The organism is Trinickia fusca, from assembly GCF_003628145.1.
Classification (GTDB): Bacteria; Pseudomonadota; Gammaproteobacteria; order Burkholderiales; family Burkholderiaceae; genus Trinickia; species Trinickia fusca.
Genome location: NZ_RBZV01000017.1, coordinates 14,737 through 38,985 on the forward strand (window position 1 = coordinate 14,737; position 24,249 = coordinate 38,985).

A 24,249-nucleotide genomic window follows, 5' to 3' on the forward strand; every position below is an offset into this window, starting at 1 on the left:
ACGGGCGTGGCGAGGTTTACGCCGTGGCTCCGCGCGCGACTGCCTGCTCGCGCAAGCCGAACATCACCTTCGAACGCACGGTGACAACCGTTTCGTCGTCCTGATTGACGCCTTCCCACAGCGTCGTGGCGATGCCGAGTTCGGGACGGCTCGACGACACGCGCTTGTCGATGACGGAGTTGAACATCCGGATCGCATCGCCGGGACGGACGGGCTTGAGCCAGCGAATCTCCTCGATGCCCGGGGAGCCCATCGACGTCGAACCGTTCAACACGTTGCGCACGAGCATGCCCATCATAACCGAGCAGGTATGCCAGCCGCTCGCGATGAGCCCGCCGAACTGCGATGCGCGCGCGGCTTGCTCGTCGATGTGAAACGGCTGCGGATCGAAACGCTCGGCGAACGCCAGAATCTCTTCGGCCGTAAACGTGTGCGTGCCGATCTCGTCGCGCGACCCCACGCGCAGGTCCTCAAAACTCAACCCCATCTTCTGTCTCCATGTTCGGCTCGCCTATCGAGCCTGATCTTGAACAACCATCGTTGGCATCGCCACGCACGGGCAGCGCGTGAATGGGTACAGCGTCGGGTACACGTTCGGCGGGCAAGCGCGAGCGATGCGCGCTGGAAAGATACGGCAAAGCCGCGAATCGCGTCTATTGCAGCGATTCTTTTGGAACGCAGGCACCTGGCAGCGGCAGCACGTCGATGCCTTCTTCGACCAGCGCTTTCGCGTCTTCGGGCGTGGTGACGCCGCGAATGCTACGCGCGGGCGCTTCGTTGTAATGGATGCGGCGCGCTTCTTCCGCGAAGCGTTCGCCGACGTTCTCGGTTTTCTCGAGCACCTCGCGCAGCATGCGCATCGCGCGTGCCTCGACCTCGCGCAAGCCCGCCTGCCCTTGCGGACGCTCAGCGGCTGCGCGGCGTTGCGTCTCGCCCGATTCGGGGCTCGTGGCGCCCGACAGATTCAGACGCGGCGCGGACGGCATACGGCAAACCTCGGTCGCCGCGCAAATCGGACATTCGACCAACTTGCGTGACAACTGCGACTCGAAGTCATCGACGGAGGCGAACCAGCCTTCGAACCGATGGCCGTGGGAACATTGCAGATCGAGGACCTTCATGCTGAACCGAGGTGAATGCAGAGCTGTCGACTCATTCTAGCGCGCTTTACCCGCGCGCCGACGAAGTGGCCGCCGCCTCGACAGCGCGGGGCTGCCACTCCCCCGAGCGCACTTTCTCGAGCCAGAACGTGCCGATGATCGTCTTCACGTCGCTGATCTCGCCCGTGCGCACCCATTCGCTGACCTGATCGGCGTGGACGGTAAAGGTCTCGAGGAATTCGCCTTCATCGAGGCTGCTCTCGCCGGCCGTCAGGCCTCGGGCAAGGTAGATGTCGATGAATTCGGTCGAATACGAAATGATCGGATGGATGCGCGTCAGGAACAGATACTCGCGCGCGGTATACCCGGTTTCCTCGCCCAATTCGCGCTGCGCGCAGGCGAGCGCGCCTTCGTTGGGATCGAGCTTGCCGGCCGGGTATTCGATCATGACTTTGCCGATCGGATAGCGGAACTGGCGCTCCATCAGCACACGGCCGTCGTCGAACAGCGGAATCACCATGACCGCGCCCGGGTGCTGCACATATTCGCGCGTGGCTTGCTTGCCGTCGGGCAGGCGCACGATGTCGCGCTTGAGGGTGAGGAACGAACCTTCGTGGACGGTTTCGCTGCTGACTCGCGTCTCGGTCAGGGACGCATCATGATCGTGATCGGGCAACTGGGCCATGTGCACTCTCCGAAGGGCGGGCACGACGGCGCTTGCTGCGCGCCGTCAGCGTCGTTTGACGAGATATTGGAACGTGAAGCCGGGGAACGCGAAGACGATGAAAAGACTGAACGTAATCGCGTAGAACTGCCAGCCCTGTTCGAAGCGGTTGCCGGCGCGCGCTTCAAGGATGAAGCCGAGCGCGCCGACCAGAAAATACAGCACGATCAATTCGCCGATCCGGATCCAGACGCTCTTTTTCGCCGCCGCGAGCGGCACGACGGCGAACAGACGCTGATTGAGAAACGGCACGTTGGCGCCGGCGAGCGCCAACAGTACGACGAACCAACCTGCGGCCGACATCAGAGCGCCACGGGCAGCGTGTGGGCGACGGCGTTCAGGCACAGCGTCATGAGCGGACCCGGCACGATGCCGAGCACCACCACCGCCACGCCGTTGGCAGCCAGCAGCCAACGCTTCGTGAAATCGCCGCCAATCGGCGTCGTGTCTTGCGGCGCGTCGAAGTACATGAGCTTGACGACGCGCAGATAGTAGAACGCACCGAACAGCGACGTGACGACGGCCAGCACGGCGAGCCAGGTCAGGCCTGCGTTCATGATCGCCTGGAGCACGGCGAGCTTCGCATAGAAGCCGACCGTCGGCGGAATGCCGGCCAGCGAGAACATCATCGTCATCATCACGAACGCATACACCGGGCTGCGCTTGTTGAGACCCTTGAAGTCGTCGAGCGTCTCGGCTTCGAAGTCGCGGCGCGCGAGCAGCATCACCACGCCGAACGAACCGAGCGTCGTCAGCAGATAAACGATGCTGTAGAACATCGCCGAGCTGTAGGCGCCGGCCATGCCGTCGGCCTTGCCGTCGACCACGCCTGCGAGCAGGCCCAGCAGCACGAAGCCCATGTTCGAGATCGCCGAGTACGCGAGCATGCGCTTGACATTGCGCTGCGCGATACCGGTGATGTTGCCCACGATCAGCGACAGCGCCGCGAGGATCGTCAGCATTTCCTGCCAGTCGACGGCGAGCGGCAGCAGACCCATCACGAGCAGGCGCAGACCCCACGCGAACGCGGCCACCTTCGGGCCACCGCCCACGAGCAGCGTCATGGCCGTCGGCGCGCCGTGATAGACGTCGGGCACCCACATGTGGAACGGTACGGCGCCCATCTTGAACGCGACGCCGGCCACGATGAAGATCACACCGAACAGCAGCACCGGTTCGTTGATGTGGCCCGAGGCCACGGCCTTCAGCACTTCGCTGAGGTCGAGCGAGCCCGTCGCGCCGTACAGCATCGACATGCCGTACAGCAGGAAGCCCGAAGCAAGCGCGCCGAGCACGTAGTACTTCATGGCCGCTTCGTTCGACTGCGACGCGTCGCGGCGCAGCGCGATCGCCGCGTACAGCGACAGCGACATCAGTTCGAGGCCGAGGTACAGCGTCAGGAAGTTGCTGCCCGAGACCATCACGAGCTGACCGAGCAGCGCGAACATGCCGAGCAGCACGAAGTCGCCGCGGAACAGATCACGATCCTCGAGATACTTGCGCGAGTAGATCATCGTGATCGCGTAGCCGATCGAGATCACGGCCTTCATCCCACTCGCGAACGCGTCGACCACGTACATGTGCGAGAAGAAGTAATGCGGCTGCGGATCGAACACGAGCGTCGTGAACCACACGCCCGCGACGAGCGACGCGGCGATCGCGATGAAGTACGTCAGGCGGCGGCCATTGTCGCCCACGAACGTTTCGTTCAGCCAGGCCACGACGGCGGCGGCCATCAGCAGCGCGTCGGGCAACAGAACAGTCATAGAGGCGTTTTGCATGATTCTCTCAATCCTCCACTCGGCTTACTGGGACAGCGGCGGCAGCTTCGACTGCGCCACGTGGGAGAGGAGGTTCTGCACGGACACGTGCATCACATCGGTGAAAGGCTTCGGATAGAGGCCCATGAGCAACGTCAGCGCAGCGAGCACGCCGAGAATCAGGAACTCGCGGCAGTTGATGTCCTTCAGTTCCTTCACGTGATCGTTCGCCACCGCGCCGAAGTACACGCGCTTGTACATCCACAGCGTGTAGGCCGCGCCGAGGATCAGCGTGAAGGCGGCGCCGAACGCGATCCAGAAGTTGTACTGGACCGACGCGAGAATCACCATGAACTCCCCGACGAAACCCGAGGTGCCCGGCAGGCCGCAGTTGGCCATCGCAAACAGCATCACGAGCGCGGCGAACTTCGGCATCACGTTCACGACGCCGCCGTAATCGGCGATCTGACGCGAGTGCATGCGGTCGTACAGCACGCCGATGCACAGGAACATCGCGCCCGACACGAAGCCGTGCGAGATCATCTGCACGATCGCGCCTTCGACGCCGAGCTGGTTGAAGATGAAGAAGCCGAGCGTCACGAAGCCCATGTGCGCGATCGACGAATACGCGACGAGCTTCTTCATGTCCGCCTGCACCATCGCAACGAGGCCGATGTAGATCACGGCGATCAGCGACAGCGTGATGACCACGGGCGCGAGCGCGTGGCTCGCATCGGGCGTGATCGGCAGCGAGAAGCGCAGGAAACCGTACGCGCCGAGCTTCAGCATGATCGCGGCCAGCACGACCGAGCCGCCCGTCGGCGCTTCCACGTGCGCGTCAGGCAACCACGTATGCACGGGCCACATCGGCACCTTCACCGCAAACGCGAGGAAGAATGCGATGAACAGCAGCACCTGTGGCGTCATCGCGATCGGCGCGTGTTGCCACGCCGCCAGATCGAACGTGCCCGTCTGCACGTACAGGTAGACCAACGCAACCAGCATCAGCAGCGAGCCGGCCAGCGTATAGAGGAAGAACTTGAACGCCGCGTAGATACGGTTCGCCCCACCCCACACGCCGATGATCAGGTACATCGGGATCAGGGTGGCTTCGAAGAACACGTAGAACAGCATGCCGTCAGCCGCCGAGAACACGCCGACCATGATCCCCGAGAGAATCAGGAACGCGGCCATGTACTGCGACACGTGCTCGGTGATCACTTCCCAACCGGCGATCACGACGATCACCGTGATCAAGGCGGTCAGCACGACGAACCACATCGAGATGCCGTCCACGCCGAGGTGGTACGTGATGTGGAAGCGTTCGATCCAGTTCGACTGCTCGACGAACTGCAGCGCGGCCGTCGACGAATCGAAGCCGGTAATGAGCGGCAACGTCACGAGGAAGCCCGCGATCGAGCCGATCAGCGAGAGCCAGCGCGCGGGCCCGGGGTTCTTGTCGGAACCGATGGCGAGTACGGCCAAGCCGAAAACGATCGGCAGCCAGATCGCGGTACTAAGAATCGGAAAAGAGTACATTCAGTGTCCCCGCCTTATTTGCCGCCGAGCGTTACAAACAGGGTAAGGAGCCCCAGCATGCCGATAATCATGGCGAACGCGTAGTGGTAGATGTAACCGGATTGCAGGAAGCGGATCACGCTCGCGAACCAGCCGATGAAGCGTGCGCTGCCGTTGACGATACCGTCGATGACCACGACATCGCCCTCTTTCCACAGACCGCGGCCGATCGCGACCGCGCCCTTGGCGAAGACGACTTCGTTGATCTTGTCCATGTAGTACTTGTTGTCGAGCAGCGTGTAGATCGGGCTGAACACGCCGCGGATCTTCGCAGGCAGCTCGGGACGCTTCAAGTACAGGAACCATGCCGTCACGACACCGGCCAGTGCGAGCCACAGCGGCAGCGTCGACACCGAGTGCAGGCCCATCGAGGCCCAGCCGTGGAATTCCTTGCTCATTTCCTCGAGCGCCGGGTGGTTCTCGCCGATGAAGATGACCTTCTCGAACGCCACGCCGTGCTGGAAGAAGTCGCCGTACAGCATCGGGCCGATCGCGATCGCACCGATCACGAGCGACGGAATCGCCAGCAGCACGAGCGGCACCCACACGACCCACGGGGTCTCGTGCGGTTCGTGCGCGTGGTGGTCATCACCGTGGTGCGCAGCCGATTCGGCGCCGTGGCCGTTGCCGAAGTCCTGCGGATGACGGAAACGCTCTTCACCGTGGAACACGAGGAAGTACATACGGAACGAGTACAGCGCCGTCACGAACACGCTCGCCACGACGGCGAAGTGCGCGAAGCCCGCACCGGCCAGATGCGACTCGGCAACCGCGTCGATGATCGAATCCTTCGAGTAGAAGCCCGAGAAGAACGGCGTGCCGATCAGTGCGAGCGAGCCGACCAGCGACGTGATCCAGGTGATCGGCATGTACTTGCGCAGACCGCCCATGTTGCGCATGTCCTGATCGTGGTGCATGCCGATGATGACCGAGCCCGCGCCGAGGAACAGCAGCGCCTTGAAGAACGCGTGCGTCATCAGGTGGAACACGGCGACCGGGTACACGGACGCGCCGAGCGCCACCGTCATGTAGCCGAGCTGCGACAGCGTCGAGTAAGCGACGACACGCTTGATGTCGTTCTGCACGATGCCGAGAAAGCCCATGAACAACGCCGTGATCGCGCCGATCACCATCACGAACGACAGTGCCGAGTCCGACAGCTCGAACAGCGGCGACATGCGCGTGACCATGAAGATACCGGCCGTCACCATCGTCGCCGCGTGAATCAGCGCCGAAATCGGGGTCGGGCCTTCCATCGAATCGGGCAGCCACACGTGCAGCGGGAACTGCGCCGACTTACCCATCGCGCCGATGAACAGGCAAATGCAGGCCACCGTCAGCAGGCCCCAGTGCGTGCCCGGGAACGTCTGCGCGGCCAGCTCGGTGCTCTTGGCGAACACCTCGCCGTAATTCATCGAGCCTGCATATGCGAATAGGAGGCCGATGCCGAGCAGGAAGCCGAAGTCGCCCACGCGGTTCACGAGGAACGCCTTCATGTTCGCGTAGATCGCGCTTTCACGGGTGAAGTAGAAGCCGATCAGCAGGTACGACACGAGACCCACCGCTTCCCAGCCGAAGAACAGCTGCAGGAAGTTGTTGCTCATCACGAGCATCAGCATCGAGAACGTGAACAGCGAGATGTACGAGAAGAAGCGCTCGTAGCCGTCGTCTTCGGCCATGTAGCCGATCGTGTAGATGTGCACCATCAGCGACACGAACGTGACGACGCACATCATCATGGCCGTCAGCGTATCGACGAGGAAGCCGACTTCGAACTTCACCGAGCCGACTTTCATCCATTCGTAGACGGTCGCGTTGTAGCTCGCGCCATGCAGCACGTCGAGGAACACCATCGACGAGAGAATGAACGAGATCAACACGCCAAGGATCGTGACGCGATGGCTTCCCTTGCGCCCCACCACCTTGCCGGCGAGCCCTGCAATCAGCGAGCCGGCGAGCGGTGCGAGCGGGACCGCCAGCAGCAGGTTTTGATTAAGTGTCGTGGACATAACCGCAGTGCCTGAATTTAACCTTTGAGCTGATCGAGATCCTCGACGTTGATCGTGTCGAGGCTACGGAACAGAGTCACCAGAATCGCGAGGCCGATCGCGGCTTCCGCTGCCGCCACGGTCAGCACGAAGAACACGAAGATCTGCCCGTGCACGTCGCCGAGGTAGTGCGAGAACGCGACGAAGTTCGTATTCACCGCGAGCAGCATCAGCTCGATCGCCATCAGGATGATGATGACGTTGCGACGATTCAGGAAAATGCCGACGACGCCGATCGAAAAGAGGATCGCGCCGAGCACGAGGTAATGAGCCAGGGTCAGGTCAAGCATATTTATCTCCTCGCCGCTCAGCCGTTGTTGCCGGACGCGTTCGCGTCGGCAGCCGTATCGAGCACCTTCTCGGCCGGCATCTTCACGATGCGCACGCGATCTTGCGCGCGCACCTTCACTTGTTCGGACACGCGTTGGCGCTTGCTGTCCTTGCCCTTGCGCGCCGTCAGCGCGATCGCTGCGATGATCGCCACCAGCAGCACGAGGCCGGCCACTTCGAACGCGAACACGTAGTCGGTGTAGATGGCCTTGCCGATCAGGAACGTATTCGGAACGGCGGCCGCACCTGCTGCAGCTGCTTCGCGCACCGGCGTGGTCGTCGCACCGTAGCCGTGCCAGAGGATCAGCGCGGTCTCGATGACGATGATCGCGCCCACCAGGGTCGCCATCGGCACGAAGCGCTTGAAGTCCTTGCGCAGCACGTCGAGGTTGATGTCGAGCATCATCACGACGAACAGGAACAGCACCATCACCGCGCCGACATACAGCAGCACGAGCAGGATCGCGAGGAATTCGGCCTCGAGCAGCATCCAGATGGCCGCTGCGTTGAAGAACGCGAGCACGAGAAAGAGCGCAGACCCGACCGGGTTGCGCGACGTGATCACCTTCAGCCCCGACACCGTAAGGAGCAGCGCGAAGATGTAGAACAGTACGGTCGTGAATTCCATGATTACCGGTTCATCGTTAGCCCAACGTCAGGCATGGTGTTTCGCAGGCCACACGCTGCATTCGCACCGCGACAGGCATCGAGCCTGCCGCGGCATGTTCGCCGCGTGCGAAACCCTTGCGTTCAACGATACGGCGCGTCGGCCGCCTTGGCCGCGGCGATTTCCGCTTCGTAGCGATCGCCCACTGCCAGCAGCATGTCCTTCGTGAAGTACAGGTCGCCGCGCTTCTCACCGTGATACTCGAGGATCTGCGTCTCGACGATCGAGTCGACGGGACAGCTTTCCTCGCAGAAACCGCAGAAGATGCATTTGGTCAGATCGATGTCGTAGCGCGTCGTGCGGCGCGTGTTGTCCGCGCGCGTTTCCGATTCGATCGTGATCGCCAGTGCCGGGCACACCGCCTCGCACAGCTTGCAGGCGATGCAGCGCTCTTCGCCGTTCTCATAGCGGCGCAGCGCATGCAGGCCACGGAAACGCGGCGAGATCGGCGTCTTTTCCTCGGGGAACTGCACCGTGAACTTGCGCTTGAACGTGTAACGACCCGTCAGCGCGAGACCCTTGAGCAGCTCGGTCAGGAAAAACGTCTTGAAGAAGTGTTGGATTGCGGTCATGTTTTCGTCCGCCCTTTATTTCCAGATGTTCAGCGGCGACATGATCCAGAACCCGACCACGACGACCCACAAGATACACACGGGCAGGAATACCTTCCAGCCGAGGCGCATGATCTGGTCATAGCGATAGCGCGGGAACGTCGCACGGGCCCAAATGAACACCGACAACAGGAGGAACACCTTCAGCACGAGCCAGAAGATGCCAGGGATGAACGACAGGAAGCCGAACGGCGCATCCCAGCCACCGAGGAACAGCACCGAGGCGAGCGCCGAGATCACGATCATGTTGATGTACTCGGCGAGGAAGAACAGCGCGAACGCCATACCCGAGTAATCGATCATGTGGCCTGCGACGATTTCCGACTCCCCTTCCACCACGTCGAACGGGTGGCGGTTCGTTTCGGCAATGCCCGAAACGAAGTAGACGACGAATACCGGCAGCAGCGGCAGCCAGTTCCACGACAGCAGGTTCAGGCCATAGCTCGCGAACAAGCCGCGCGCTTGCGAACCGACGATGTCGGAGAGGTTCAGGCTGCCCGAGGTCATCAGCACGACGACGAGCGCAAAACCCATCGACACTTCATACGAGACCATCTGCGCCGCCGCGCGCATCGCGCCGAGGAACGCGTACTTCGAGTTCGACGCCCAGCCCGCGAGAATCACGCCGTACACGCCGACCGACGAAATCGCGATCACGTACAGCAGACCCGCGTTGATGTTGCCGAGCACCGCGCCCGCCTGGAACGGGATCACCGCCCACACGGCAAACGCCGGCACGACGGTCATGACCGGCGCGATCAGGTAGAACCAGCGGTTGGCCGCGGTCGGCTGAATCACTTCCTTGAGCAACAGCTTCAGCACGTCGGCGATCGGCTGCAGCAGACCCTTCGGACCCACGCGGTTCGGCCCGAGACGCACGTGCATCCAGCCGATGAGCTTGCGCTCCCACAGAATCAGGTAAGCCACGCACAGCAGGATCGAAACCGACACCACGAGGATGCGCACCAGCGCCCACACCGTAGGCCATGCCGCACCGAGTAGCTGCGTGCCGCCCGAGTTGATCGTATCGAACAAGCTCATTTACGCCTTCTCCACCACCAGTTCACCGAACAGGCCGCCGAGCATCGCGCCGGCAGGCGTCGCCGCCGACACGCGCACGACCGTCTCGGCCAGATTCGCATCGCGCACTGCGCTCGCCAGAACGGCACGATCGCCTTGGCGTACGCTCACGACCTCACCATCCTTCAGACCCAGCTTGTCGAACAGCGCGGCCGGCAGGCCGATCGTGTTCGCGGCGCGCGCGGCGACCGTCAGATGCAGCGACGGCGCACGACGCACGAGCGGATCGGCATGATAGATCGGCACATCGGCGATACGCTCGAGCGCACCGGCTGCGGCCGGCTTGGCAAACGCGCCTGCCTTGGCCGGCACCGCCGACGTGCGGTTCGACAAACGTGCCGCGACGGCGCCGTTGCCGAGCGCTTGCGCACGCACGTCTTCCACGCTGTCGTACTCGAAGCCCGGCAGGCCCAGCACGTTGCCGAGCACGCGCAGCACCTTCCATGCCGGACGCGTTTCGCCGAGCGCACGCACGACGCCGTTGAACGACTGAACCGTGCCTTCCGCATTGACGAACGCACCGGCCGTTTCGGTGAACGGCGCGATCGGCAGCAGCACGTCGGCATATTCCATGCCGTGCTTGAATGCCGACAGCACGACGACCGTCTCGGCCTGCTTCAAAGCGGCCAGCGCTTGCTGCGGATTAGCCGTATCGAATTCGGGCTCGACGTTCATCAGCACATAGCCCTTGCGCGGCTGCTCGAACGCTTCGCGTGCGTTGAGACCGCCTGCGTCGGGCAGTGCGCCGACCACGTGCGCGCCGACCGTGTTCGCCGCTTCCGTGAGGAAGCCCAGCGTCGCGCCGGTTTGTTCGGCGATCCACTGTGCGAGCGCATGGATGCGCGAGAAATCGGGGTGTTGCACGGCGCTATTGCCGAGCAGCACGAGACGACGCTCGCCGCTGACGAGTGCCGCGGCCACTTCCTGAGCCTGTGCGGACGCTTGCACGCCGTCGAAGCCTGCGGGCAGTGCGACTGCGCGTGCTTGCGACACGGCTGCCGCCACACCGGCCAGCGCATCGAGCCAGGCCGACGGTGCGGCGACGATCGCCTTGGCCGTCGGGATCAGCGAGTTGTCGGCCGTCGCGTGCAGCAGATGCAGCTTCGCACCGGACTTGGCCGCCTGACGCAGACGCGCAGCCATCAGCGGATGGTCGCGGCGCAGGAACGAACCGATCACGAATGCGCTATCGACCTTCGTCAGGTCGGCAAGCGACACGCCAAGCCACGGCGCACCGTCGAGCGCGGCGGAGAAGTCGCTCTGACGCAGACGGAAGTCGACGTTCGGCGTACCGAGCGCCTTCGCGAGCTGCTTGAGCAGGAACAGTTCTTCGACGCTGCTGTGAGCGCTGCCCAGCATCGCGAGTGCTTGCGCGCCGTGGTCCGCCACGACACCCTTCAGGCCCTTCGCGACGTATTCGAGCGCGGTCTGCCAGTCGGTTTCGAGCCACTGGCCGCCTTGCTTGATCATCGGCTGCGTGAGGCGCTCTTCGCTGTTGAGGCCTTCGTACGAGAAGCGGTCCTTATCGGAGATCCAGCACTCGTTGATGGCTTCGTTCTCGAGCGGCAGCACGCGCATCACGCGGTTGTTCTTGACCTGCACGGTGAGGTTCGCGCCGACGGAATCGTGCGGGCTCACCGACTTGCGGCGCGACAGTTCCCACGTACGCGCGCTGTAGCGGAACGGCTTGCTCGTGAGTGCGCCGACCGGGCACAGGTCGATCATGTTGCCCGACAGTTCGGAGTCGACGGTCTTGCCGACGAACGACGTGATTTCGGAGTGCTCGCCACGGCCCAGCATGCCGAGCTCCATGACGCCGGCGATCTCCTGGCCGAAGCGTACGCAGCGCGTGCAGTGGATGCAGCGCGTCATCTCTTCCATCGAGATCAGCGGCCCCACGTTCTTGTGGAACACCACGCGCTTCTCTTCGCTGTAGCGCGAGGACGACTTGCCGTAGCCCACGGCCAAGTCTTGCAGCTGGCATTCGCCGCCCTGATCGCAGATCGGGCAGTCGAGCGGGTGATTGATGAGCAGGAATTCCATCACCGATTGCTGCGCCTTGACGGCCTTGTCGGACGTCGTGCGCACGACCATGCCATTCGAGACCGGCGTCGCGCAGGCCGGCACGGCCTTGGGCATCTTCTCGACTTCGACGAGACACATCCGGCAGTTGGCCGCGATCGAAAGCTTCTTGTGATAGCAGAAGTGAGGGATGTACGTGTCTACCTTGTGGGCAGCCTGGATCACCATGCTGCCCTCGGGCACCTCGACCTTCTTCCCGTCTATTTCAAGTTCAACCATGATGGTGAATGGTCCTTAACCTATTACCGCTCAATCGTTCGCTCGCCGACACCACCCGCGCATCCATGCGCGGGGCCTATCGCGAAGCGATGAAAGTACGTCTGTCGATGCTGCGTTACGCGACCGCCGCAGCGGCTGCAGCCGACGCACCCGCGTGACCGCCGACGAGGCAGCGCTTGTGCTCGACGTGATATTCGAATTCGTCCCAGTAGTGCTTGAGCATGCCGCGCACCGGCATCGCTGCCGCATCGCCGAGCGCGCAGATCGTGCGGCCCATGATGTTCTCGGCCACCGAATTGAGCAGGTCGAGGTCTTCCTTGCGGCCCTCGCCGTGCTCGATGCGATTGACGACGCGGTAGAGCCAGCCCGTGCCTTCACGGCAAGGCGTGCACTGACCGCACGACTCTTCGTAGTAGAAGTACGACAGACGCAGCAGCGAGCGCACCATGCAACGCGTCTCGTCCATGACGATGACCGCGCCCGAGCCGAGCATCGAGCCGGCCTTCGCGATCGAATCGTAGTCGAGATCCGTTTGCATCATGAGGTCGCCCGGCACCACCGGCGCCGACGAACCACCCGGAATGACGGCCTTGAGCTTCTTGCCGCCACGCACCCCGCCCGCCAGCTCCATCAGCGTCGCGAACGGCGTACCGAGCGGCACTTCGTAGTTGCCCGGACGGGCGACGTCGCCCGACACCGAGAAAATCTTCGTGCCGCCGTTGTTCGGCTTGCCGAGCTCGAGGTAATTCTGCGGCCCGATCGCCAGCAGGAACGGCACCGCGGCAAACGTCTCGGTGTTGTTGATCGTGGTCGGCTTGCCGTACACGCCGAAGCTCGCCGGGAACGGCGGCTTGAAGCGCGGCTGGCCTTTCTTGCCTTCGAGCGATTCGAGCAACGCCGTCTCTTCGCCACAGATGTAGGCGCCGTAGCCGTGATGCGCGTGGAGCTCGAACGAGAAGCCCGAACCGAGGATGTTGTCGCCGAGGAAACCCGCGCGGCGTGCTTCCTCGAGCGCCTCTTCGAAGCGCTTGTACGTTTCGAAGATTTCGCCGTGGATGTAGTTGTAGCCGACCGTGATGCCCATCGCGTACGCGCCGATCGCCATCCCTTCGATGAGGGAATGCGGGTTGTAGCGCAGGATGTCGCGATCCTTGAACGTGCCGGGCTCGCCTTCGTCCGAGTTGCAGACGAGATACTTCTGGCCCGGGAACTGACGCGGCATGAAGCTCCACTTCAGGCCGGTCGGGAAGCCCGCACCACCACGGCCGCGCAGGCCCGACGCCTTGACGTCGGCGATAACCTGCTCGGGCGGAATCTTTTCTTCGAGAATCCGGCGCAGCTGGGCGTAACCGCCGCGCGCCACGTAATCCTCGAGGTGCCAGTTGTCGCCGTTAAGGCCGGCGAGCATCAGCGGCTTGATGTGACGATCGTGCAAAGACGTCATTTCGAGAGCTCCTCGAGCAACTGGTCGATCTTCTCGCGGCTCATGAAGCTGCACATGCGGTGATTGTTCACGAGCAGCACCGGCGCATCGCCGCACGAGCCCATGCACTCACCTTCCTTGAGCGTGAACTTGCCGTCGGGCGTCGTCTCGCCGAAGTCGATACCGAGCTTTTGTTTCAGATAGTCGGCCGCGCTGTCTGCGCCGCCGTCAGGGCCAAGCTGGCACGGCAGGTTCGTGCAGAGCGTGATCTTGTATTTGCCGACGGGCTTCGTCTCGTACATCGTGTAGAACGTCGCGACCTCCTGCACGGCGATCGCCGGCATGCCGAGGTAATCGGCGACGAACTGCATGAGCTCGGGCGACAGCCAGCCATGCTCTTCCTGAGCAACGGCCAACGCCGACATCACGGCGGACTGTTTCTGATCGGCGGGGTACTTCGCGACCGCACGATCGATTTCTTTCAGGCCTTCAGCTGAGATCATTTTGAGAACACGACTCTTTCAATACCTACCGAACGAAAACCTGCTGCGCGGCGCAGCCCGCTAACACGAGCCGCGCACCGCGCGGCACTTAGCGGTCGACTTCGCCGAACACGATGTCCTGCGTACCGATGATCGCGACCGCGTCGGCGATCATGTGGCCACGCGCCATCTCGTCGAGCGTGGACAGGTGCGCGTAGCCGGGCGCGCGAATCTTGAGCCGGTACGGCTTATTCGCGCCGTCCGAGATCAGATAGATGCCGAACTCGCCCTTCGGATGCTCGACGGCTGCGTAGGCTTCGCCTTCCGGCACATGGAAGCCTTCCGTGAAGAGCTTGAAGTGGTGAATCAGCTCTTCCATGTTCGACTTCATGTCGACACGCGACGGCGGCGCAACCTTGTGGTTGTCCGTCATCACGGGGCCCGGGTTCTTGCGCAGCCATTCGATACACTGCTTGACGATCCGCGTCGATTGGCGCATTTCCTCGACACGCACGAGATAGCGGTCGTAGCAGTCGCCGTTCACGCCGACCGGAATATCGAAATCGAGTTGATCATAGACTTCGTACGGCTGCTTCTTGCGCAGATCCCATTCGATGCCCGAGCCACGCAGCATCGGCCCCGTCATGCCGAGCTGCAGTGCGCGCTCGGGGCTCACGACGCCGATACCCACCAGACGTTGCTTCCAGATGCGATTATCGGTCAGCAGCGTTTCATATTCGTCGACGCAGGTCGGGAAACGCGTGAAGAAGTCGTCGATGAAGTCGAGCAGCGAGCCTTGGCGCGTCTCGTTCATCCTCTCGAGCGCCTTCGCATTGCGGATCTTCGACGCCTTGTACTGCGGCATCGCGTCAGGCAGATCGCGATAGACGCCGCCCGGGCGATAGTACGCCGCGTGCATGCGCGCACCCGACACCGCCTCGTACACGTCCATCAGATCTTCGCGCTCGCGGAACGCGTAGAGGAACACCGCCATCGCGCCGACGTCGAGCGCGTGCGCGCCGATCCACATCAGGTGGTTCAGGCAGCGCGTGATTTCGTCGAACATCACGCGGATGTACTTCGCGCGAACCGGCACGTCGATGCCGAGCAGCTTTTCGATCGCGAGCACATAGCCGTGCTCGTTGACCATCATCGACACGTAGTCGAGACGGTCCATGTACGGCACGGATTGCAGATAGGTCTTGTGCTCGGCGAGCTTCTCGGTCGCGCGATGCAGCAGACCGATGTGCGGATCGGCCCGCTGGATCACTTCGCCGTCGAGCTCGAGCACCAGGCGCAGCACACCGTGCGCGGCCGGGTGCTGCGGACCGAAGTTGAGCGTGTAATTCTTGATCTCTGCCATGGCGACCTCTTAGTGTTTCAGACCGCCGTAGCGATCCTCGCGGATCACGCGGGGTGTAACTTCGCGCGGCTCGATCGTGACCGGCTGATAGACGACGCGCTTCTCCTCCGGGTCGTAACGCATTTCGACGTAGCCCGACAGCGGGAAGTCCTTGCGGAACGGGTGGCCGATGAAGCCGTAGTCGGTCAGGATACGACGCAGGTCGGGGTGACCTTCGAAGACGAGGCCGTACAGGTCGAACGCTTCGCGCTCATACCAGTTCGCCGAATTCCAGATGTCCACGACCGAGGGCACGATCGGCATGTCGTCGTCGGGTGCGAACACGCGCACGCGCAGACGCCAGTTGTTCGACACCGACAGCAGATGCAGCACGGCTGCGAAGCGCAGGCCTTCGTAGGTGCCTTCGCCGTAGGATTGATAGTCGACGCCGCACAGGTCGATCAGCTGCTCGAAGCCGAGCGTGCGATCGTCGCGCAGACGCTTGGTGATTTCGAGGTAATCAGCGGCCTTCACGACGATCGTCAGTTCGCCGACCGATTCCGTGATGCTCACAAGACGGCCGCCGAAGGCCGCCTCGAGGTTCGCTTTGAGGGTCTCGAGTTTGCTTGCCATATTGTGGGAAGGCTCAGGCTTATTGACGGGCGATGGTGTTGGTGCGGCGGATCTTCGCTTGCAGCTGGATCACGCCATAGACGAGCGCCTCGGCAGTGGGCGGGCAGCCCGGCACGTAGACGTCGACCGGCACGATGCGATCGCAACCGCGCACGACCGAGTACGAATAGTGATAGTAGCCGCCGCCGTTGGCGCACGAGCCCATCGAGATCACCCAGCGCGGCTCGGCCATCTGATCGTAGACCTTGCGCAATGCGGGCGCCATCTTATTGCACAGCGTGCCGGCGACGATCATGACATCCGACTGACGCGGGCTCGGACGAAACACGACACCGAACCGGTCCAGATCGTAGCGGGCCGCACCCGCATGCATCATCTCGACCGCACAACATGCGAGACCGAACGTCATGGGCCACAGCGAACCCGTGCGCGTCCAGTTGATCAGCTTGTCAGCCGTAGTGGTGACAAACCCTTCCTTCAAGACCCCTTCGATACTCATTTTGCTTTCCACTCCAGACGGGACGGCGATGCTGGGCCGCCCGTGAGAAACCGGCGATTAACCCATCACTCCCAATCGAGCCCGCCCTTCCTCCAGATATAGGCAAAGCCCAACAGGAGTTCGAGCAGGAAAATCATCATCGCCATGAAGCCGGGCCAGCCGATATCGCGCAGGGCAACACCCCACGGGAACAGGAACGCGGTCTCGATATCGAAAATGATGAACAGGATTGCCACGAGGTAGTAGCGCACATCGAACTTCATGCGCGCATCTTCGAACGCTTCGAAGCCGCACTCGTACGGCGAGTTCTTTTGATTGTCGGGCTTGCTGGGGCCGAGGATCTTGCCGATGCTGACCAGCGCTATGCCTAAACCAGCGCCCACGAGAAGGAATAACAGAACGGGGAAGTAGGCTGCGAGGTTCAAGACTATCCTCTTGAGGTTGGTTCTGAGTGCCGCCAAGCGAGCGATGGCTCACCCGACGAAAATCACTTCGTTCTGCTTGGCATTGCAAGCATCTCGCAAGCCAAACTCCAGAAGCGACAATGCCAGCCGAAGCTGAGCAAGCGGCTGGCATTGGATAACTTTGGTGCCGACGGCGAGACTCGAACTCGCACAGCTTTCGCCACTACCCCCTCAAGATAGCGTGTCTACCAATTTCACCACGTCGGCACTAACTGCAATCCGGGACACAACTCGTTGAAACCCGCGAATCGCTTCAAGACTTAAATTCTAACCTGACCGTCTGATTTGTTCAACGCACAAATGCAATTTTTTTTAGATTTTGTTACTTCGGCACGTTCTGACCCGGCGCCGACACCGGCGCAGGCACGGCAGCCGGCACCGAAGCCGCCGAGGCCGTCACAGCAGGCGCCGCACCGAGCAAGCCCGCCGACGGCTTGGACTTGTACGAGCCGATGTACGTCAGCGTGAGCGTCGTTGCAAAGAACACCGCGGCGAGGATGGCCGTCGTGCGCGACAGGAAGTTCGCCGAACCGGTCGCACCGAAGAGGCTCCCCGACGCACCGCTGCCGAATGCGGCACCCATGTCCGCGCCCTTGCCATGCTGCAGCAGCACGAGGCCGATGACGCCCAATGCCGACAGCAACTGCACCACGATAATCAACGTTTTCAGAAACAGCATCACACTCACCCGAGTAGAGGTTTAGGCATCCGCCGCGCCTGCGGCCGGACACATACATCGCGGCATCGACCGCAACGGCTCAATGCACGTTGCCGGTCACTGCGCCGCAGCGCAGATCGCGAGAAAATCCTGGCTCTTCAACGCCGCGCCGCCAATCAGCCCGCCGTCGATATCAGCCTGACGGAACAACGTTTCGGCATTGTCCGCCTTGACGCTGCCGCCGTAGAGCAGCGGCACGGCCGCTAGCGACGCATCCTTGGCCGCCAGACGCGCACGCAGGAACGCGTGCACTTCCTGCGCCTGCTCGGCCGTTGCGCTCTTGCCCGTGCCGATCGCCCAGACCGGCTCGTAGGCCACGACGATACGCGCCGCCTGCTCGACCGACAGCACCGCCAGCACGGCATCGAGTTGCGCACCGACGACCGCCTCGGTCGCACCGCCTTCGCGCTGCTCGAGCGTTTCGCCGATGCAGACGATCGGCGTCAGGCCCGCTTCCAGCGCACGGACCGTTTTCGCGGCCACGCGCTCGTCGCTTTCGGCATGATAGGCCCGCCGCTCCGAGTGACCGACGATCGCGAGCGTCGCGCCGAATTCGACGGCCATTTCGCCCGCCACTTCCCCCGTGTACGCGCCATGCGTGTACGCGGAGAGGTCTTGCACACCCCACACGAGCGACGTGCCAGCGAGCAACGTCTGCACTTGCGCGAGATACGGGGCCGGCACGCAGACGCCGACGCGCACGGCTTCGCCGAACGCACCCGCGCCCTGCACCACCGCCTGCAACAAGGCCGCGTTATCGGCCAGGCGACCGTGCATCTTCCAGTTACCGACTACCCACTTCGCTCGTTGTTTCGACATGTGTCGCCCTGACGCTTCCCGTTCTCCGTCCCGTACAGGCAACAGGGTCGGGAAATCTTTTGTGGACCGCATTGAGAAAAGCCTGCGCGCGCTATCGCCTCATCCGACATGCCGATGCCTGCGGCGCACGCAAAACGCGCAATTTTACTGTGCGCGGACGGGACCGGTCAAACCGAATCGGCCCAATCGAGCCGCATCAGCCGAGCCCCGCTTCATCGGTCCAATCGAGGACGATCTTGCCGATATGCTCGCTGCTTTCCATCAGCGCGTGCGCGTCTTTGGCCTGCGCCGCCGGAAATACGCGATAAACGACGGGCTTGATGCGCCCCGCTTCGATATGCGGCCAGACCTTCGCTTTCAATTGGGCCGCGATCTTCGCCTTGAAGTCGACCGAGCGCGGGCGCAGCGTCGAGCCCGTCACCGTGAGCCGCCGCCGCAAGATCTCGCCGAGATTGAGATCCGCCTTCGCCCCACCAAGCAGCGCAATCAACACGAGCCGTCCGCCGTCGGCGAGCGCCGACAGCTCGCGCGGCACATAGCCGCCTCCGACCATGTCGAGGATCACGTCCACGCCGCGATCGTTCGTCAACGACTTGACGACCTCGACGAAATCCTCTGAGCGGTAATTGATGGCACGTTCGGCACCCAGTTGCTCGCACGCACGGCATTTCTCCACCGAGCCCGCCGTCGCGAAGACGCGAAAGCCGAATGCATGCGCGATCTGAATCGCGGCCACACCGATACCGCTGGAGCCACCCTGCACGAGCAGCGTCTCGTGCTCGCCCCCCTCGCCCTCGCCCAGCTGCGCCCGGTCGAAGATGTTGCTCCACACCGTGAAGAACGTTTCAGGCAACGACGCCGCCTCGATGTCGGTCAAGCCAGCCGGCACAGGCAGACATTGCGCGAGCGGCACGCTCGCATATTGCGCATAGCCGCCGCCCGCCGTCAGCGCGCAGACACGATCTCCCAGCTTCAAGCCAAACGGGTTGTGCTTGCCCGCGAGCTCGCCTTTGACGATCTCGCCGGCCAACTCCAGCCCGGGCAGGTCCGACACGCCCAGCCGCGGGGCGTAGGAGCCTTTGCGCTGGAGGACATCGGGACGGTTCACGCCCGAGGCCGCAACCTTGATCAGCACCTCGCCGGCCTTCGGCTCCGGTATCGGGCGGTCCGTCAGCGCGAGCACTTCAGGCCCGCCGAACTCGGTAATCTCGACTGCTTTCATCTACATCACCCCTCATCATGGGTCGAACGCCGATGTCGCAGAGCACGACAACACCCTATTCTGATAAAAAAACGGCCGGTTCGCTTGTAGCAAGCGAACCGGCCGTTTCATGGGCTACCGCGTTACTGCTGCGGCGTCGATTCGGGCTGAGCGGCACCCGACTCGTTGAGCAGCGCCTTCGCCGACAGGCGCACGCGACCCTTTTCGTCCGTCTGGATGACCTTGACCTTCACTTGCTGGCCTTCGGTCAGGTAGTCCTTGATGTCCTTGATGCGCTCGTTGGCGATCTCGGAGATGTGCAGCAGACCATCCTTGCCCGGCAGCAGGTTCACGATCGCGCCGAACTCGAGCAGCTTGAGCACCGTGCCTTCGTAGACCTGGCCGACTTCGATTTCGGCCGTGATGTTCTCGATGCGGCGCTTGGCTTCCGCCATGCCTTCGCTGTTCGTGCTGGCGATCGTGACGACGCCGTCGTCGGAGATGTCGATCGTCGTGCCCGTTTCCTCGGTCAGCGCGCGGATCACCGAACCACCCTTGCCGATCACGTCGCGGATCTTTTCCGGATTGATCTTGATCGTGATCATGCGCGGCGCGAACTCGGACAGCTCGGTATTCGCACCGGCCACCGCTTCCGTCATCTTGCCGAGGATGTGCATGCGGCCTTCGCGCGCCTGTGCGAGCGCGACCTGCATGATTTCCTTCGTGATGCCCTGGATCTTGATGTCCATCTGCAGCGCGGTCACGCCGTCAGCGGTACCCGCCACCTTGAAGTCCATGTCGCCGAGGTGATCTTCGTCGCCGAGAATATCGGTCAGCACTGCGAACTTGTTGCCTTCGAGGATCAGGCCCATCGCGATACCGGCCACGTGCGCCTTCATCGGCACGCCGGCGTCCATCAGCGCGAGGCAGCCGCCGCACACCGATGCCATCGACGACGAACCGTTCGACTCGGTGATTTCCGACACCACGCGAATCGAGTAGCCGAATTCTTCGGCGCTCGGCAGGCACGCAACCAGCGCGCGCTTCGCGAGACGGCCGTGACCGATTTCACGACGCTTGGGCGTACCCACACGGCCCGTTTCGCCCGTCGCGAACGGCGGCATGTTGTAGTGGAGCATGAAGCGCTCGCGGTACTCGCCTTCGAGCGCGTCGATGATCTGCTCGTCGCCCTTCGTGCCGAGCGTCGCCACGACGAGCGCCTGCGTTTCGCCACGCGTGAACAGCGCCGAACCGTGCGTGCGCGGCAGCACGCCCGTGCGGATTTCGATCGGACGCACCGTGCGCGTGTCGCGGCCGTCGATACGCGGCTCGCCATTCAGGATCTGGCCGCGAACGATCTTCGCTTCGAGTTCGAACAGGATGTTGCCGATGGTCGCCTTGTCGACGGCGGCTGCACCTGCGGCGAGCGCTGCTTCGTCGAGCTTCGCGCCGGTCGCGGCGTAGACTTCCTTGAGCTTCGTCGAACGCGCTTGCTTGTTGCGCATCTGGTAAGCCGCGAGCAGCTCGCCCTGGGCGAGCTCGGTCACGCGCGCGTACAGGGCTTCGTCCTTCTGCGCCGGCTGCCAGTCCCACTCTTCCTTGCCACCTTCGCGCACGAGCTCGTGGATCGCGTCGATAGCCGTTTGCATCTGCTCGTGGCCGAACACGACCGCGCCGAGCATCACGTCTTCAGGCAGCTGATCCGCTTCCGACTCGACCATCAGTACGGCACGCTCGGTACCGGCGACGATGAGCTCGAGGCGCGATTCCTTCATTTGCGAGCGCGTCGGGTTCAGCACGTACTCGTTGTTGATGTAGGCCACGCGCGCAGCGCCGACGGGGCCGTTGAACGGCACGCCCGAGATCGCCAGCGCAGCCGACGAGCCGATCAGCGCGGCGATGTCGGCCGGCACTTCCGGGTTGATCGACAGCACGTGCACGACAACCTGCACTTCGTTGTAGAAGCCTTCCGGAAACAGCGGGCGCAGCGGACGGTCGATCAGGCGCGACGTCAGCGTCTCACCCTCCGACGGACGGCCTTCGCGACGGAAGAAGCCGCCCGGAATCTTGCCGGCGGAATAGGTCTTTTCGATGTAGTCGACGGTCAGCGGGAAGAAATCCTGACCCGGCTTGGCCGTCTTGGCTGCGACGACCGTTGCGAGCACGACCGTATCGTCGATGTCGACGAGCACGGCGCCCGAAGCTTGACGCGCGATTTCGCCCGTCTCGAGGCGAACGTTATGTTGGCCCCACTTGAATTCCTTAACGATCTTATTGAACATGGTCATAGTCACTCCTTCTCACATTTTGCTCATCGTTGTATCGGTCCGCTGCCGCACCCGAAGGGCAGCAGGCGGCGCGAGCGGCCAGAGCACTCGCGGGAAGAGGTGTGTTATGCCATTCCAGCGCCACGCTTGCGTACCGTACGCAAGCATCGCGATGGAATGACACAAAGCTCTGCCCGCCGAACTGGCCGGTTCGAGAGCCCGGCGCACGCTCATGCGTGCTGTGGGGCTCTACGGCAAACGCACGTATCGTGCGTGCCTTTCAGCTTTGCTTGGGACCGCAATAACCGCTTCAGCGGTTACTGTGGTCGACAGCTCTGCATGGGACCGCAGTAAGCGCTAAAGCGCAAACTGCGGTCGACAAAAAACAAAATGCCTGCATCAGAGGACTGACACAGGCACCTTGCATGAAGCGACGACCGCCGATTACTTGCGCAGACCCAGCTTTTCGATCAGCGAACGGTAACGGTCAGCATCCTTGCCCTTCAGGTAGTCGAGCAGCTTACGACGACGGCTCACCATGCGCAGCAGACCGCGGCGGCTGTGGTGGTCCTTCGAGTGCGACTTGAAGTGGGACGTCAGTTCGTTGATGCGCGTGGTCAGCAGTGCGACTTGCACTTCGGGCGAGCCGGTGTCGTTCGTGGCACGCGCGAATTGCGCGACGATGTCGGACTTCTTGATATCTGCAACAGACATTTGGTTTCCTTTAAAACAAACGGGCGGACACGGAAGAAAGGCCGTGCCGTGAGTTACGACGAAGCCGGGATTCTAACACAGTCGGACATGACTACCCAGCCCCCCTCAAGGCCGCTTCATGCGGCACACGTTGGCCGGCTCCGTCTGCTGGGCCGTTAGCGCCCGCACCGTGCGAAAGCCGTAACCGGAGCCCTCGTTGTCGAAACGCACACCCGGCACACCCGCGCGATCCATCTCGATCACGTAAAGGGGTTGGATCAGTTGGTGGTCGGCCGCGCGCATCGTGACACGGTGAAAATCGGGGCCGAACGTCATGCCCTCGAACGCCTTCGCGACGGCCATCGCATCGACCGAGCGCGCCCGCGTGACGGCCTCGGCCAGCATCTCGACCATCAGCTCCATGCGCAGCACGGGGTAATCGTCATGCGCGGCCGGATAGCGGGCGCGGAACGCCGCATAGTACTGATCGGACGCCTGCCCCCCCACGTTCGGATGCCAGTCGGCCACGGCCAGCACACGCTTGACGCCGGCATCGCCGAGCGCAGCCGGGGCATCGAGACTGTTGCCGTAGAACGTGTAGAACTTGCCGTTGAAGCCCTGCTCGCGCGCCGCTTTCACGAGCAGGGTCAGGTCGTTGCCCCAATTGCCCGTCACGACGGCGTCCGCGCCGCTCGCGCGCATCTTGGCGATATAGGGCGCAAAGTCCTTCACGCGACCGATCGAATGGAATTCGTCGCCGACGATGGCGATGTCGGGCCGCTTCGCCGCCAACGCCGCGCGCGCCAGCGTGCTCACGTCGTGGCCGAAGCTATAGTCCTGATTGAGCAGATAGACCTTCTTCACCGTGTGCTCGTCGGCGATCACGTCGGCCAGCGCATCCATGCGCATGCCCGCATGCGCGTCGAAGCGAAAGTGCCAGAAGCTGCACGCGGCGCCGGTCAACGCGGGATCGTCGGCCGAATAGTTGAGGAACAGCTCGCGATTGTCGGGCTCACGGGTATTTTGCTTATCGATCGCCGCCACCAGCGCCGCCGCCACGGACGAACCGTTGCCCTGCAAGATGAACGGAATATGCCGGTCGGCCGCCGCGCGTTGCTGAAGCAGCGCCTGCTCGACACTGCCCTGGCTGTCGAGCACCACGAGTTCGAGCGGGTGTGCGCCGTCGGGCAGCTTGACGCCGCCGCGCGCGTTCACGCGCTCGACGCCGAAGCGCAAATTGCGTTCGACCGCGGCGCCCGCGTCGGCGAACGGCCCCGACATCCCCTCGATCAGCGCCAGCCGGATCGGCTCCGCCGCACTGGCGGGCAGCGCCAACACCGACGCCAGCACGGCCGCCGCCGTCACCGCCTTTTTCCATGCGCCCTTCATCGCACGATCCTCGTATCGATTCGAAAGCGCGGATCATAGGCCGTTGCCCCGCCCGTCCGCAAGCAGGCGCCGCCAGCGCCGATGCGGTTGCACTGACACGATGGCCGCCACCGCCCGACC

General features: G+C 63.0%; 24 protein-coding genes and 1 tRNA gene. All 25 read right to left on the reverse strand.

All coding sequences use genetic code 11. From position 1 onward, the window contains the following. Nucleotides 1–16: 16 nt before the first annotated feature. On the reverse strand, nt 17–487 hold the full coding sequence (locus D7S89_RS24820) for a MaoC family dehydratase (RefSeq protein WP_121281534.1): 471 nt from the start codon (nt 485–487) through the stop codon (nt 17–19). 166 nt (nt 488–653) lie between these two features. Beyond that, the gene (locus D7S89_RS24825) at nt 654–1,121 is read right to left on the reverse strand and encodes a DUF1178 family protein (protein WP_121281535.1); all 468 of its coding nucleotides are present in this window, start codon (nt 1,119–1,121) and stop codon (nt 654–656) included. A gap of 46 nt (nt 1,122–1,167) precedes the next feature. Then, nucleotides 1,168–1,785 carry an NUDIX domain-containing protein gene (locus D7S89_RS24830; protein ID WP_121281536.1) on the reverse strand — a complete coding sequence of 206 codons (618 nt, stop codon included), beginning with the start codon at nt 1,783–1,785 and terminating at the stop codon, nt 1,168–1,170. A gap of 45 nt (nt 1,786–1,830) precedes the next feature. Then, nucleotides 1,831–2,127 carry a DUF2818 family protein gene (locus tag D7S89_RS24835; protein ID WP_121281537.1) on the reverse strand — a complete coding sequence of 99 codons (297 nt, stop codon included), beginning with the start codon at nt 2,125–2,127 and terminating at the stop codon, nt 1,831–1,833. Then, nucleotides 2,127–3,605, reverse strand: coding sequence for an NADH-quinone oxidoreductase subunit NuoN (gene nuoN / locus D7S89_RS24840; RefSeq protein ID WP_121281538.1), 1,479 nt, complete (start codon nt 3,603–3,605; stop codon nt 2,127–2,129). The genes D7S89_RS24835 and nuoN overlap by 1 nt, the downstream gene beginning before the upstream one ends. A gap of 24 nt (nt 3,606–3,629) precedes the next feature. Further along, nucleotides 3,630–5,123 (reverse strand): NADH-quinone oxidoreductase subunit M, encoded by a 1,494-nt coding sequence (locus tag D7S89_RS24845; RefSeq protein ID WP_121281539.1) that lies wholly within the window; start codon nt 5,121–5,123, stop codon nt 3,630–3,632. A gap of 14 nt (nt 5,124–5,137) precedes the next feature. Next, on the reverse strand, nt 5,138–7,171 hold the full coding sequence (gene nuoL, locus D7S89_RS24850) for an NADH-quinone oxidoreductase subunit L (RefSeq protein WP_121281540.1): 2,034 nt from the start codon (nt 7,169–7,171) through the stop codon (nt 5,138–5,140). A gap of 17 nt (nt 7,172–7,188) precedes the next feature. Next, nucleotides 7,189–7,500, reverse strand: a complete 312-nt coding sequence (gene nuoK, locus D7S89_RS24855) for an NADH-quinone oxidoreductase subunit NuoK (RefSeq protein WP_121281541.1) — start codon at nt 7,498–7,500, stop codon at nt 7,189–7,191. Between the two features lie 17 nt (nt 7,501–7,517). Then, nucleotides 7,518–8,168 (reverse strand): NADH-quinone oxidoreductase subunit J, encoded by a 651-nt coding sequence (locus D7S89_RS24860; protein WP_121281542.1) that lies wholly within the window; start codon nt 8,166–8,168, stop codon nt 7,518–7,520. A gap of 122 nt (nt 8,169–8,290) precedes the next feature. Further along, nucleotides 8,291–8,779, reverse strand: a complete 489-nt coding sequence (gene nuoI, locus D7S89_RS24865; protein WP_121281543.1) for an NADH-quinone oxidoreductase subunit NuoI — start codon at nt 8,777–8,779, stop codon at nt 8,291–8,293. A 15-nt stretch (nt 8,780–8,794) separates the two neighbouring features. Then, nucleotides 8,795–9,859, reverse strand: a complete 1,065-nt coding sequence (gene nuoH / locus D7S89_RS24870) for an NADH-quinone oxidoreductase subunit NuoH (protein WP_121281544.1) — start codon at nt 9,857–9,859, stop codon at nt 8,795–8,797. Next, on the reverse strand, nt 9,860–12,199 hold the full coding sequence (gene nuoG / locus D7S89_RS24875; RefSeq protein ID WP_121281545.1) for an NADH-quinone oxidoreductase subunit NuoG: 2,340 nt from the start codon (nt 12,197–12,199) through the stop codon (nt 9,860–9,862). It abuts the gene before it with no gap. A 115-nt stretch (nt 12,200–12,314) separates the two neighbouring features. Continuing rightward, entirely contained in the window at nt 12,315–13,643 is a 1,329-nt protein-coding gene (nuoF, locus tag D7S89_RS24880; protein ID WP_121281546.1) for an NADH-quinone oxidoreductase subunit NuoF, read from the reverse strand. After that, entirely contained in the window at nt 13,640–14,125 is a 486-nt protein-coding gene (gene nuoE, locus D7S89_RS24885; protein WP_121281547.1) for an NADH-quinone oxidoreductase subunit NuoE, read from the reverse strand. The genes nuoF and nuoE overlap by 4 nt, the downstream gene beginning before the upstream one ends. 88 nt (nt 14,126–14,213) lie before the next feature. Beyond that, complete coding sequence (locus D7S89_RS24890) at nt 14,214–15,467, reverse strand: NADH-quinone oxidoreductase subunit D (protein ID WP_121281548.1); 1,254 nt, start codon at nt 15,465–15,467, stop codon at nt 14,214–14,216. 9 nt (nt 15,468–15,476) lie between these two features. Further along, nucleotides 15,477–16,079, reverse strand: coding sequence for an NADH-quinone oxidoreductase subunit C (locus D7S89_RS24895; protein ID WP_121281549.1), 603 nt, complete (start codon nt 16,077–16,079; stop codon nt 15,477–15,479). A 19-nt stretch (nt 16,080–16,098) separates the two neighbouring features. Further along, nucleotides 16,099–16,578: a NuoB/complex I 20 kDa subunit family protein gene (locus D7S89_RS24900; protein ID WP_006052903.1), complete on the reverse strand. Its 480-nt coding sequence runs from the start codon at nt 16,576–16,578 to the stop codon at nt 16,099–16,101. A 65-nt stretch (nt 16,579–16,643) separates the two neighbouring features. Then, nucleotides 16,644–17,003: an NADH-quinone oxidoreductase subunit A gene (locus D7S89_RS24905; RefSeq protein ID WP_121281606.1), complete on the reverse strand. Its 360-nt coding sequence runs from the start codon at nt 17,001–17,003 to the stop codon at nt 16,644–16,646. A gap of 161 nt (nt 17,004–17,164) precedes the next feature. Next, nucleotides 17,165–17,249, reverse strand: a tRNA-Leu gene (locus D7S89_RS24910). A gap of 115 nt (nt 17,250–17,364) precedes the next feature. Continuing rightward, on the reverse strand, nt 17,365–17,721 hold the full coding sequence (gene secG, locus D7S89_RS24915) for a preprotein translocase subunit SecG (protein ID WP_121281550.1): 357 nt from the start codon (nt 17,719–17,721) through the stop codon (nt 17,365–17,367). A gap of 96 nt (nt 17,722–17,817) precedes the next feature. Further along, entirely contained in the window at nt 17,818–18,579 is a 762-nt protein-coding gene (tpiA, locus tag D7S89_RS24920; protein ID WP_121281551.1) for a triose-phosphate isomerase, read from the reverse strand. Nucleotides 18,580–18,775: 196 nt separating this feature from the next. Further along, a complete protein-coding gene (locus tag D7S89_RS24925; RefSeq protein ID WP_121281552.1) occupies nt 18,776–19,801 on the reverse strand; it encodes an NAD(P)H-quinone oxidoreductase in 1,026 nt (341 codons plus the stop codon). A 122-nt stretch (nt 19,802–19,923) separates the two neighbouring features. Next, a complete protein-coding gene (gene pnp / locus D7S89_RS24930) occupies nt 19,924–22,068 on the reverse strand; it encodes a polyribonucleotide nucleotidyltransferase (RefSeq protein ID WP_121281553.1) in 2,145 nt (714 codons plus the stop codon). Nucleotides 22,069–22,491: 423 nt separating this feature from the next. Beyond that, nucleotides 22,492–22,761 carry a 30S ribosomal protein S15 gene (gene rpsO / locus D7S89_RS24935; protein ID WP_121281554.1) on the reverse strand — a complete coding sequence of 90 codons (270 nt, stop codon included), beginning with the start codon at nt 22,759–22,761 and terminating at the stop codon, nt 22,492–22,494. Between the two features lie 105 nt (nt 22,762–22,866). Then, a complete protein-coding gene (locus D7S89_RS24940) occupies nt 22,867–24,129 on the reverse strand; it encodes a branched-chain amino acid ABC transporter substrate-binding protein (protein WP_121281555.1) in 1,263 nt (420 codons plus the stop codon). Between the last annotated feature and the right edge of the window lie 120 nt (nt 24,130–24,249).